The sequence below is a fragment of the Pseudomonas baetica genome, from assembly GCF_051216495.1.
In the GTDB taxonomy this organism is placed as follows: domain Bacteria; phylum Pseudomonadota; class Gammaproteobacteria; order Pseudomonadales; family Pseudomonadaceae; genus Aquipseudomonas; species Aquipseudomonas baetica_B.
In genome coordinates this window covers 42,950-54,804 of the sequence record NZ_JBPKAM010000041.1, presented here as the reverse complement: position 1 = coordinate 54,804, position 11,855 = coordinate 42,950, and the positions used below count along the sequence as shown (strand labels likewise).

Here is an 11,855-nt window from a genome sequence, read left to right as displayed (position 1 = left end):
GCTCCCACAAGGATCACGCTGTACCTGTGGGAGCGAGCCTGCTCGCGAAGGCGTCAGTGTGGGCGCAATCAATCCCGACACCATTGGTCAACTATTTAGCAAGCAACCTAACTATTACGTTGACATTGGCTGCCTAGGCAGTAATATCTCGACATACATTCCCTGCCTAGGCAGTTAATTGGTGTTCAGATGAAGCATTTCGCCCCGGACAACTTCCACAATTGCCATCTCGGCCTCCTGCTCGGGCGCGCCGCGCTGCTCAAGGACCGGATCCTTGATACGCACATGGAACCCCACGGCATCACTGCCGCGCAGTTCAAGGTGCTGATCATCATCGCCCAGTACGGCGTCGACTCGCCTGGCGAACTGTGCCGGCACTTGTCCCTGGACAGCGGCTCGATGACCCGTATGCTCGATCGTCTGGAACAGAAAGGTTTCCTTGCCCGCCAACGCTCCGAAGCGGACCGTCGTCAGGTGCGGCTGGTGCTGACCGAAGAAGGGCAGAAGCTCGCTGATCGCCTGCCACACATCGGCGCCGATGCCATGAACGAACTGGCGGGGGCGGTGACGCCGGAAGAACTGAAAACCCTGGAGCACATCCTCAAGAAAATTCTGCTGGCTGCCGGTGACTCGATCACGGTGCTGCGCCTGGGTGGCAACAATGAACAGTAAGACCTTTCGCAGCGGCTTGAGCCTGGTGCTGTTGGCCATGACTCTGGCCGGTTGCGCCAGTTACAGCGGGCTGACCACCGAAGGCGTCAGCCTCGAGGCGAAAAACCTCAAGGCTGGGCAATCCCTCAGCGGCGTGACGCTGTCGCCCGCGGCCTGGCCAAAAAACGATTGGTGGAAAAGCCTTGGCGACCCGCAACTCGACGGTCTGATCCGCGAAGCCCTGCACGACAGCCCGGACATGCAGATCGCCGACGCCCGTGCCCATCAGGCCGCCGCTGCGGCGTCCGCCGCCGATGCCGAGCGGATGCCGACCCTCGATGCCAGTGCCGGCGTCAGCCGTTCGCGGCTGGCCCGGGACCAGGATCCGCTTGGGCAGGGTGACGCCTACGCCACCGTGCGCAATATCGGCGCCAGCTTCAATTACAACTTCGACCTGTGGGGCGGTCAGCGTGACGCCTGGGAAGCCGCGTTGGGCGAAGCCCGTGCCGCCGAAGTCGACCGCCAGGCCGCGCAACTGACCCTGTCCGCCGACGTGGCCCGTGCCTACAGCGACTTGGGACAGGCACACATCGTCCATGACCTGTCCGCCGAGGACCTCAAGCGCACCCGGCAAATGCTCGACCTGAGCAAACGCCGATTGAGCGCCGGGATCGACAGCCAGTATCAATTCCAGCAAACCGAAAGCCTGGAAGCCACTTCGCAAGCCAACCTGATCGACGCCGAAAAGCGCTTGAACAGCGCGAAAATCGCTCTGGCCGTGCTGCTCGGCAAAGGCCCGGATCGCGGCAATGAAATCACCCGCCCGAACATCCTCAAGGCCAGCGCCGTGGCGTTGCCGTCGGTGCTGCCGGCCGAATTGCTCGGTCGTCGCCCGGACCTGGTGGCCGCGCGCTGGCGGGTCGAGGCCGCGAGCAAGAACATCGACGCCGGCAAAACCCGTTTCTATCCCAACTTGAACCTCAGCGCCGCGGCCGGTGCCGAATCCTTGTTGGGCGATGCGATGTTCGGTTCGGCGAGTCGCTTCTTCAACATCGCTCCCACGATTTCCGTGCCGATTTTCGACGGTGGCCGCCTGCGCGCCGACCTCGATTCCCGCGACGCCGACTACGACCTCGCGGTGGCGCAGTACAACAAAAACCTGGTGAAAGCGCTGGGGGATGTCAGCGACAGCATCAACCAACTGCGTGATATCGGTCGGCAGATCGTTGCCCAGCAGCACGCCACCGATATCGCCCAGGATTCCTATAACACCGTGGTCCAGCGGTACGGTTCCGGCATCGGAAACTATCTGGACGTGCTCAGCATCGAGCAGCAATTGCTTCAGGCCCAGCGTCAGCTGGCCAACCTGAATGCCGAGCAGATCGACCTGTCGATCCAACTGATGCAGGCGCTGGGTGGCGGATATCAGCCTGAGGCCATCGCCTCCGTCGACGCCACTCCAGCCACGCTGACCCAATAATTCAAGGTATTTGTCATGGCCACTGCCGATACAACTCAATCTTCTGAAAACGCTCCCGGCAACCCCCCTGTCAATCCAAAAGCGGGCAAGCGCAAGTTCATGTTGCTGGCCCTTGCCGTCGTGGTTGCGCTGAGCGGTGCGGGTGTTTGGGCTTACCACGAGCTCTACGGGCGCTGGAGCGAAAGCACCGACGACGCCTACGTCAACGGCAACGTGGTGGAAATCACTCCGCTGGTCACCGGTACCGTGGTGAGCATCGGCGCCGACGACGGCGATCTGGTGCAAGAAGGTCAGGTGCTGGTGAACTTCGACCCGAACGACGCCGAAATCGGTCTGCAAAACGCCCAGGCCCAACTGGCGCGTACCGTGCGCCAGGTCCGCGGCTTGTACAGCAACGTCGATGGCATGAAGGCCCAGGTCAATGCGCAGCAGGCCGAAGTGCAGAAAGCCCAGGACAACTACAACCGCCGGAAGAATCTCGCCGCCGGCGGGGCGATTTCCCAGGAAGAGCTGTCCCATGCCCGCGATGACCTGACCTCGGCGCAAAATGCCCTGGCCGACGTCAAGCAGAAGCTGAAAACCACCAGCGCGTTGGTAGACGATACCGTGGTTTCGTCGCATCCGGACGTGATGGCCGCCGCCGCGCAAGTGCGTCAGGCCTACCTGAACAATGCCCGCAGCACCTTGATCGCGCCGGTCACCGGTTACGTGGCCAAACGTACCGTGCAACTCGGTCAGCGCGTGCAGCCGGGCACGGCGATGATGGCGGTGATCCCGCTGGATCAGTTGTGGATCGATGCCAACTTCAAGGAAACCCAATTGCGCGACATGCGCCTCGGCCAACCGGTGGAAATCGAAACCGACCTCTACGGCAGCAGCGTGAAATACAGCGGCACCATCGACAGCCTCGGCGCCGGTACCGGCAGCGCGTTTGCCTTGCTGCCGGCGCAGAACGCCACCGGTAACTGGATCAAGATCGTGCAGCGGGTGCCGGTGCGGATTCATGTCAATGCACAAGAGCTGGCCAAACACCCGTTGCGGGTTGGCCTGTCGACCCTGGTCGATGTCGATTTGCGCGACCAGAGCGGCCCGGTCCTGGCGCAACAGCCGCCACAAAAGGCCTCGTTCAGCACCAGCATCTATGACCGCCAGTTGGCCGAGGCTGACGCCATGATCACCCAGCTGATTCACGACAACAGCGCGGCGGTCAGCAAGACCGCAAGCCGCTGATACCAACCCTTGTGGGAGCGAGCCTGCTCGCGAATGCGGACTGACATTCAACATCAATGTCGACTGAACTGGCGCCTTCGCGAGCAGGCTCGCTCCCACAGGGTTCAGTGTTCCCACGTCGGGCGCGGCGCCAGCTGGTTTCATAGGATTATCGATGAGCAATAACGCTTCTTTCACGCCCCCCAGCCTGGTGCTCAGCACCATTGGCCTGTCGCTGGCGACCTTCATGCAGGTGCTCGACACCACCATCGCCAACGTGGCGCTGCCGACGATTTCCGGCAACCTGGGCGTGAGCGCGGAGCAGGGCACCTGGGTGATCACCTCGTTCGCCGTGAGCAACGCCATCGCCTTGCCGCTGACCGGCTGGCTCAGCCGGCGTTTCGGTGAAGTGAAGCTGTTCGTCTGGGCGACGCTGCTGTTCGTGCTGGCGTCGTTCCTGTGCGGGGTGTCCACCTCGATGCCGGAACTGGTGGGCTTTCGGGTCCTGCAAGGGGTGGTGGCGGGACCGTTGTACCCGATGACCCAGACACTGTTGATTGCGGTCTACCCTCCGGCGAAGCGGGGGATGGCCCTGGCGCTGCTGGCGATGGTGACGGTAGTGGCGCCGATTGCCGGGCCGATCCTCGGTGGCTGGATCACCGACAGTTACAGCTGGCCGTGGATCTTCTTTATCAACGTGCCCATCGGACTGTTTGCCGCGTGGGTGGTCACCCAGCAGATGAAGAAACGCCCGGTGGTCACCAGCCGCCAGCCAATGGATTACGTCGGCCTGATCGCGTTGGTTATCGGGGTCGGTGCCTTGCAGATCGTCCTCGACAAAGGCAACGACGCCGACTGGTTCGAATCGAGCTTCATCATTATCGGCTCGGTGATTTCCGTGGTTGCCCTGGCGTTTTTCGTGATCTGGGAAATGACCGATGAGCACCCGGTGGTCAACCTGCGGCTGTTCGCCCATCGCAACTTCCGCTACGGCACCATCGTGTTGATCCTGGGCTACGCCGGGTTCTTCGGGATCAACCTGATCCTGCCGCAATGGCTGCAGACGCGTTTGGGCTACACCGCGACCTGGGCGGGTTTCGCCGTGGCGCCGTTGGGTATCCTGCCGGTGCTGCTGTCACCTTTCGTTGGCAAATACGCGCCGCGCTTCGACATGCGCGTGCTGGCGGGGCTGGCTTTCCTGGCCATTGGCTTGAGCTGTTTCATGCGCGCCGGCTTCACCAATGAAGTCGACTTCCAGCACATCGCCATGGTGCAACTGTTCATGGGCATCGGCGTGGCGCTGTTCTTCATGCCGACCCTGACCATCCTGCTGTCGGATTTGCCACCGCACCAGATTGCCGACGGCTCGGGCCTGGCCACTTTCCTGCGGACCCTGGGCGGCAGCTTCGCGGCCTCCTTGACCACCTGGATCTGGATCCGCCGCGCCGACCAGCACCATGCCTACCTGACCGAAAGCATCACCCAGTACGACCCGGCGACCCGCGAGGCATTGACGCAACTGGGCGGGGCAGGGGCCAAGGCCTATACGCAGCTGGAGCAGACGGTGATCAGCCAGGCATACATCATGTCCACGGTGGATTACTTCACCCTGCTGGGCTGGATGTTCATGGGGCTGATTCTGATCGTGTGGCTGGCCAAGCCGCCGTTTACCGCCAAGGCGGGGCCTGCGGCCTCTGCGGGGCACTAATCACCACAAAACTCCTGTAGGAGCGAGTTCACTCGCGATGGACGTCAACGATCACGCTGGGTACCTGATACCCCGCGTCGTGCTCAGGTTCATCGCGAGCATGCTCGCTCCTACAAGGGTTTTGTGTTTGGACGTCAGCTGGCGGGTGCTGCCAATTGCGGGGGCGGGGCGAAATCGAACGGCGCCAGGGCAAACCCTTGCTCATCCACCTGCAACGCCCAACCCTGGCGATCCCAATCCCCCAGCACAATCCGCCGTGCCGCCTGATCGCCCAGCTGCAACTTGTGGATGGCCGGACGATGGGTATGCCCGTGGATCAGGGTTTTCACGCCGTATTGCTGCATGATCCGCGGGATTTCTTCAGGCGTGACGTCGACGATGTCATTGGCCTTCATCCGCGTTTGCGCACGGCTTTCACTGCGTAGCTTGCGTGCCAGTTTATGCCGCGTGCCCAGGGGCAAATGCCGCAGGATGAACAGGGTGATGGGGTTGCGCAGGTAACGACGCAGCTTCATGTAGGCTTCGTCGCGGGTGCAGAGGCTGTCGCCGTGCATCAAGAGCACGGGCTCGCCGTTGAACGGCACGACACTTGGATCCTTCAGCAAGGTGCAGCCGGCTTGTTTGCAGAAAGCCTGGCCGAGCATGAAGTCGCGATTGCCGTGCATCAGAAAGATGGCCGTGCCGCTGTCGCTCAATTCGCGCAGGGCCTGGCAGATGGAGCGCTGGAAGGGAGTCATGGCGTCGTCGCCGATCCATGCCTCGAAAAAGTCGCCCAGAATGTACAACGCACTCGCCGAGCGGGCGCGTCCGGCGAGCAAATCCAGAAACGCCCGGGTTATGTCCGGGCGCTCCTCTTCCAGATGCAAGTCTGAAATCAGCAATATCACTCAATGATCTCGGCTTTCTCGATGATCACGTCGTCTGCTGGAACGTCCTGGTGGCCAGCCTTGGAAGTGGTGGCAACGCCTTTGATCTTGTCGACAACGTCGGTGCCGGCGGTGACTTTACCGAATACGGCGTAGCCCCAGCCTTGAACGTTCTTGCCGCTGTGGTTCAGGAAGGTGTTGTCGGTCACGTTGATGAAGAACTGGGCGGACGCCGAATGCGGCTCCATGGTACGGGCCATGGCGATGGTGTATTTGTCGTTGGAAAGACCGTTGTCGGCTTCGTTCTGGATGCTTGGACGCTTGTCTTTCTTTTCTTTCATGCCTGGCTCGAAACCGCCGCCCTGGATCATGAAGTTACCGATGACGCGGTGGAAAACGGTGTTTTCGTAGTGACCGGCTTTGACGTATTCAACGAAGTTGGCAACGGTGATCGGTGCCTTTTCAGCGTTCAGTTCGAGGACGATGTCGCCGAAGTTGGTGGTCAATTTGACTTGGGTCATGTTGGCTACTCTTTCAAGGAATTCGTGGGTTTCGGGGCTACAGGGCCCCCAACCGTGTTGGCCTGTTTCGACCAAGGAGCGCAGTTTAGCGCGACGGACGCGAATTTCGAGGCTGTTTTTCGTTTACATCCGATTAAATGCAGCGGTTTTTGGGCCTGCCCTGTCTGCTGCCTGACGGCATCGGCTATGATAGCGGCTTTGTTTTGTCAGGCCGTTATTCCCGGCCACGCACTTGTACGTTCAAGGATCCTATGAGCAAGCCCACTGTCGACCCTACCTCGAATTCCAAGACCGGCCCTGCCGTGCCGGTCAACTTCCTGCGGCCGATCATCCAGGCAGACCTGGACTCGGGTAAGCATACGCAGATCGTCACCCGTTTCCCGCCTGAGCCCAACGGCTACCTGCACATCGGTCACGCCAAGTCGATCTGTGTGAACTTTGGCCTGGCCCAGGAATTCGGTGGCGTCACGCACCTGCGTTTCGACGACACCAACCCGGCCAAGGAAGACCAGGAATACATCGACGCGATCGAAAGCGACGTCAAGTGGCTGGGCTTCGAGTGGGCCGGTGAAGTGCGCTATGCCTCGCAGTACTTCGACCAGTTGCACGCCTGGGCGGTCGAGCTGATCAAGGCCGGCAAGGCCTATGTCGATGACCTGACCCCCGAGCAAGCCAAGGAATACCGTGGCAGCCTGACCGAGCCGGGCAAGAACAGCCCGTTCCGCGACCGCAGCGTCGAAGAGAACCTGGACTGGTTCGCCCGCATGCGCGCCGGCGAATTCCCGGACGGCGCACGTGTGCTGCGGGCGAAGATCGACATGGCCTCGCCGAACATGAACCTGCGCGACCCGATCCTGTACCGCATCCGTCACGCTCACCACCACCAGACCGGTGACAAGTGGTGCATCTACCCGAACTACGACTTCACCCACGGTCAGTCGGACGCCATCGAAGGCATCACCCACTCGATCTGCACCCTGGAATTCGAAGGCCACCGTCCGCTGTACGACTGGTTCCTCGACAACCTGTCGGTGCCGTGCAAGCCGCGTCAGTACGAGTTCAGCCGCCTGAACCTGAACTACACCATCACCAGCAAGCGCAAGCTCAAGCAGTTGGTCGATGAAAAGCATGTCAACGGCTGGGACGATCCGCGCATGTCCACGCTGTCGGGCTTCCGCCGTCGTGGCTACACGCCGAAATCGATCCGCAACTTCTGCGAAATGATCGGCACAAACCGTTCCGACGGCGTGGTGGACTTCGGCATGCTCGAATTCAGCATCCGTGACGACCTCGACCAGAGCGCCCCGCGTGCCATGTGCGTCCTGCGTCCGTTGAAAGTCGTGATCACCAACTACCCGGAAGGCCAGGTCGAGAACCTCGAACTGCCATGCCACCCGAAAGAAGACATGGGCGTGCGCGCGCTGCCGTTTGCCCGCGAGATCTACATCGACCGTGAAGACTTCATGGAAGAGCCGCCAAAAGGCTACAAGCGCCTGGAGCCGGCCGGTGAAGTGCGTTTGCGCGGCAGCTACGTGATCCGTGCCGACGAGGCGATCAAGGATGCCGATGGCAACATCGTCGAACTGCGCTGCTCGTACGACCCGGACACCCTGGGCAAGAACCCTGAAGGCCGCAAGGTCAAGGGCGTGATCCACTGGGTGCCGGCCGCCGCCAGCGTCGAGTGCGAAGTGCGCCTGTACGACCGTCTGTTCCGCTCCGCGAACCCGGAGAAGGCCGAAGACGGCGCCAGCTTCCTGGACAACATCAACCCTGATTCGCTGCAGGTGCTCACCGGTTGTCGTGCCGAGCCTTCGCTGGGCAACGCACAGCCGGAAGACCGTTTCCAGTTCGAGCGCGAAGGTTACTTCGTCGCGGATATCAAGGACTCGAAACCAGGCCAGCCGGTATTCAACCGTACCGTGACCCTGCGTGATTCGTGGGGCCAGTGATTCAAGGATTTTTGACGTGCTAACGATCTACAACACGCTCACCAAGAGCAAAGAAGTCTTCAAGCCGCTCGATGGCAACAAGGTGCGCATGTACGTGTGCGGCATGACCGTGTACGACTACTGCCACCTGGGCCACGGCCGAAGCATGGTCGCGTTCGACCTGGTGACCCGCTGGTTGCGATTCAGCGGTTATGACCTGACCTACGTGCGCAACATCACCGACATCGACGACAAGATCATCAACCGGGCCAACGAGAACGGCGAGTCGTTCGAAGCCCTGACCGAGCGCATGATCGCGGCGATGCACGAAGACGAAGCGCGCCTGAGCATCAAGAAACCGGACATGGAGCCGCGTGCCACGGATCACATCCCCGGCATGCACGCGATGATCCAGACCCTGATCGACAAGGGCTACGCCTACGCCCCGGGCAATGGCGACGTGTACTACCGCGTCGGCAAGTTCATGGGCTACGGCAAGCTGTCGCGCAAGAAGATCGAAGACCTGCGCATCGGCGCCCGTATCGAAGTCGACGAGTCCAAGCAGGACCCATTGGACTTCGTGCTGTGGAAAGCCGCGAAACCGGGCGAGCCGAGCTGGCCGTCGCCGTGGGGCGCCGGGCGTCCGGGCTGGCACATCGAGTGCTCGGTGATGTCCACCTGCTGCCTGGGCGAGACCTTCGACATTCATGGCGGCGGCAGCGACCTTGAGTTCCCGCACCACGAAAACGAAATCGCCCAGAGCGAAGCGGCCACCGGCAAGACCTACGCCAACGCGTGGATGCATTGCGGCATGATCCGCATCAATGGCGAGAAGATGTCCAAGTCCTTGAACAACTTCTTCACCATCCGCGACGTGCTCGACAAGTACCACCCGGAAGTCGTGCGTTACCTGCTGGTGTCGAGCCACTACCGCAGCGCCATCAACTACTCGGAAGACAACCTCAAGGACGCCAAGGGTGCCCTGGAGCGTTTCTACCATGCGTTGAAAGGTCTGCCGACCGTGGCCCCGGCTGGCGGCGAAGCCTTTGTCGAGCGCTTCACCCAGGTGATGAACGACGACTTCGGTACCCCGGAAGCCTGCGCGGTGTTGTTCGAGATGGTGCGCGAGATCAACCGTCTGCGCGAAAACGATCTGCAAGCGGCGGCCGGTCTGGCGGCGCGTTTGAAGGAATTGGCCGATGTGCTGGGCGTGTTGCAGCTCGAAGCCGATGACTTCCTGCAGGCAGGCGCCGAAGGGCGTGTGGACGCAGCCGAAGTTGAAGCGCTGATCGCTGCGCGCCTGGCCGCTCGTGCCGGGAAAGACTGGGCCGAATCCGACCGCATCCGCGACCAGCTCACCGCCATGGGTGTGGTGCTGGAAGACGGCAAGGGCGGCACGACCTGGCGTCTGGCTGACTGATTGCTGTGTTTGCTGCAAAACAAAACCCGCCTTGTGCGGGTTTTTGTTTTTTCAAGGCGTAAGTGCAGCGGTGCCCCGGCTGACCTCATCGCGGGCAAGCCCGCTCCCACAGGGTTTTGTGTCGTTCACAAAATCGAAATTCACCTCAATCACTGTGGGAGCGGGCTTGCCCGCGATGGACTTAAGTCAAATACATCCAGTGCGGACAGTTCGTCATTCCGCCTGGCGAAGGCGTTTGTAGAGGGTATTGCGGCTAACCCCCAACCGCCGCGCCAGGTGCGAAATATTCCCCCCAACCGCCTGCAATTGCCGATTCAATTCATCGGCATCATCCAGATCCACAGCCAACGGCTCCGGCGATTCCATCGGCTCCATCTCCAGATCGACAAAAAAATCATCCGGCAAATGCTCTGGTCGTACCGGTTGTTCCTCGGCCATGGCCAGCGCCACCTGAATCACACTGCTGACCTGGCGCAAATTCCCCGGCCACGGATGGCGGTCGAACAATTCCAGTACTTCACGGCTCAAACCGGCCCACTGGCTCGGTTCGCGGTGCTGCTCCCACAAACGCTTGAACAGGGCTTGCTTGTCGCTGCGTTCTCTTAACGGTGGCAACTCCAGGGTCAAGCCGCCGATGCGGTAATACAGATCTTCACGGAAACGCCCCAACTGCACCTGCTCGCGCAGGGAACGGTTGGTGGCCGAGATGATGCGGATGTCGACCGGGAACAGCTCGCTGCTGCCCACCGGTTGCACGCAACGCTCCTGCAAAACGCGTAATAGACGGGCCTGGGTCGGCAGGGGCATGTCGCCGATTTCATCCAGGAACAGCGTGCCTTTATCGGCCTTGCGGATCAGGCCGATGCTGCCTTTCTGGTTGGCGCCAGTGAACGCGCCTTTTTCGTAGCCGAATAATTCTGATTCCACCAATTCGGCGGGGATCGCCGCACAGTTGACGGCAATGAACGCTTGTTTGTTGCGTGAGCTGGCTTGATGCAAGGCCTTGACGAAGACTTCCTTGCCGACCCCGGTCTCGCCGTGGATCAGCAACGGGATGTCTTTTTCCAGCAAGCGTTCGGCTTGGCGCACGGCTTTTTCCACGCGGCTGTCGCCGAAGTGCAGGGTGTTCAGGCTGATAGCGTTGGGTGCCGCAACGGCGGGTTCTGTGAACACGCGTGCCTGAACCGGCGTCTGCTTCGGCCGTTTCAGCAGGCACTGGAAGCGACTGCGCCCGCAGGACTGGAGCGAGAAGGGCAGGCCTTCGGGTTGATTGAGCAATTCCAGCAACGACACCTTGAACAGGCTCTCGACACTGACCCGCGACAAACGCACGCCCAGCAGGTTGTCGGCACGGCGGTTGGCCGACAGCACTTGGCCGCTCTCGTCGAAGATCAGCAACCCGGCCCATTGGCTGTCGAGGTTGTTCAGGCCGGTATTGAAGGTCAGTTGGAAATGCTGCCCGTGGAACAGGTTGAGGATCAGCCGGTTTTCCACGGTCTGACTCATCATCTTGACCATGCCCAGGGTATGGGAGGGCGGCAGGTAGCTGTCGCTGGACACGTCCAGCACGGCGATGACCTTGCGTTCGGCATCGAAAATCGGTGCGGCGGAACCCGTCATGAAGCGGTTGGCCTTGAGAAAGTGTTCATCGTGTTCGATGTGCACTGCTTGTTCGCAGGCCAGCGCGGTGCCGATGGCGTTGGTGCCGGTGCAACGTTCCATCCAGCTGGCGCCGGCACTGAAGCCTCGGGCCAGGCTCGGTTCGATAAAGCGCTGGGTGCCCCAGGACGTCAGCACCTGGCCCTGATTGTCGGCGAGCATGATCAGGCAATTGGAGTTGCTCAGAATGTTCTCGTAATACGGCAGCACTTCCTGATGGGTGGTCTGCACCAATGCATGCTGGCTTTCCAGCAACTGCGCGATGCCTTCGGCGGGCAGTTGATCGAAGGCTGGGGGGCTCTGATGGTTGAGGCCGAAGGCGCGGCAGCGGTTCCAGGAGTCCTGGATGATGGCGTCGTGGGATAACGCGGGGGCAGGTGCGGCCATTCAAGTCAGCCTCTGATTAACGCTTT

At 61.1% G+C, this 11,855-nt stretch carries 9 protein-coding genes; 6 read left to right on the top strand and 3 right to left on the bottom strand.

The window, feature by feature from the left end; genetic code table 11:
* Positions 1 to 189: 189 nt before the first annotated feature.
* The 4 genes from ACSFE6_RS16200 to ACSFE6_RS16185 all read left to right on the top strand — a co-directional run bounded on the left by ACSFE6_RS16200 (position 190) and on the right by ACSFE6_RS16185 (position 5,048).
* Positions 190 to 672, top strand: a complete 483-nt coding sequence (locus ACSFE6_RS16200; protein WP_435428561.1) for a MarR family winged helix-turn-helix transcriptional regulator — start codon at positions 190 to 192, stop codon at positions 670 to 672.
* Entirely contained in the window at positions 662 to 2,131 is a 1,470-nt protein-coding gene (locus ACSFE6_RS16195; RefSeq protein ID WP_435428560.1) for an efflux transporter outer membrane subunit, read from the top strand. The genes ACSFE6_RS16200 and ACSFE6_RS16195 overlap by 11 nt, the downstream gene beginning before the upstream one ends.
* 15 nt (positions 2,132 to 2,146) lie before the next feature.
* Entirely contained in the window at positions 2,147 to 3,361 is a 1,215-nt protein-coding gene (locus ACSFE6_RS16190; protein WP_435428559.1) for an HlyD family secretion protein, read from the top strand.
* A 154-nt stretch (positions 3,362 to 3,515) separates the two neighbouring features.
* Complete coding sequence (locus ACSFE6_RS16185; RefSeq protein WP_435428558.1) at positions 3,516 to 5,048, top strand: DHA2 family efflux MFS transporter permease subunit; 1,533 nt, start codon at positions 3,516 to 3,518, stop codon at positions 5,046 to 5,048.
* A gap of 134 nt (positions 5,049 to 5,182) precedes the next feature.
* Here ACSFE6_RS16185 and lpxH read toward each other — a convergent pair whose 3' ends face one another.
* Positions 5,183 to 5,935 carry a UDP-2,3-diacylglucosamine diphosphatase gene (lpxH, locus tag ACSFE6_RS16180; protein ID WP_435428557.1) on the bottom strand — a complete coding sequence of 251 codons (753 nt, stop codon included), beginning with the start codon at positions 5,933 to 5,935 and terminating at the stop codon, positions 5,183 to 5,185.
* Positions 5,932 to 6,435 carry a peptidylprolyl isomerase gene (locus ACSFE6_RS16175; protein WP_435428556.1) on the bottom strand — a complete coding sequence of 168 codons (504 nt, stop codon included), beginning with the start codon at positions 6,433 to 6,435 and terminating at the stop codon, positions 5,932 to 5,934. Before ACSFE6_RS16175 ends, lpxH begins: the two co-directional genes overlap by 4 nt.
* 251 nt (positions 6,436 to 6,686) lie before the next feature.
* Here ACSFE6_RS16175 and ACSFE6_RS16170 point away from each other — a divergent pair, with 251 nt between their 5' ends.
* Together ACSFE6_RS16170 and cysS are read left to right on the top strand one after the other, a co-directional pair.
* Entirely contained in the window at positions 6,687 to 8,384 is a 1,698-nt protein-coding gene (locus tag ACSFE6_RS16170) for a glutamine--tRNA ligase/YqeY domain fusion protein (protein WP_435428555.1), read from the top strand.
* A 16-nt stretch (positions 8,385 to 8,400) separates the two neighbouring features.
* Positions 8,401 to 9,783: a cysteine--tRNA ligase gene (cysS, locus tag ACSFE6_RS16165; protein ID WP_435428554.1), complete on the top strand. Its 1,383-nt coding sequence runs from the start codon at positions 8,401 to 8,403 to the stop codon at positions 9,781 to 9,783.
* A 213-nt stretch (positions 9,784 to 9,996) separates the two neighbouring features.
* Here the strand turns inward: cysS and ACSFE6_RS16160 are convergent, their stop codons facing one another.
* Complete coding sequence (locus ACSFE6_RS16160; RefSeq protein ID WP_435428553.1) at positions 9,997 to 11,829, bottom strand: sigma-54-dependent Fis family transcriptional regulator; 1,833 nt, start codon at positions 11,827 to 11,829, stop codon at positions 9,997 to 9,999.
* Between the last annotated feature and the right edge of the window lie 26 nt (positions 11,830 to 11,855).

Bases quoted from the DNA above. Each gene is read 5' to 3' on its own strand.
- ACSFE6_RS16160 (WP_435428553.1), bottom strand. From the start codon at position 11,829: ATGGCCGCACCTGCCCCCGCGTTATCCCACGACGCCATCATCCAGGAC.
- ACSFE6_RS16195 (WP_435428560.1), top strand. From the start codon at position 662: ATGAACAGTAAGACCTTTCGCAGCGGCTTGAGCCTGGTGCTGTTGGCC.
- ACSFE6_RS16175 (WP_435428556.1), bottom strand. From the start codon at position 6,435: ATGACCCAAGTCAAATTGACCACCAACTTCGGCGACATCGTCCTCGAA.
- ACSFE6_RS16200 (WP_435428561.1), top strand. From the start codon at position 190: ATGAAGCATTTCGCCCCGGACAACTTCCACAATTGCCATCTCGGCCTC.
- ACSFE6_RS16170 (WP_435428555.1), top strand. From the start codon at position 6,687: ATGAGCAAGCCCACTGTCGACCCTACCTCGAATTCCAAGACCGGCCCT.
- ACSFE6_RS16190 (WP_435428559.1), top strand. From the start codon at position 2,147: ATGGCCACTGCCGATACAACTCAATCTTCTGAAAACGCTCCCGGCAAC.
- ACSFE6_RS16185 (WP_435428558.1), top strand. From the start codon at position 3,516: ATGAGCAATAACGCTTCTTTCACGCCCCCCAGCCTGGTGCTCAGCACC.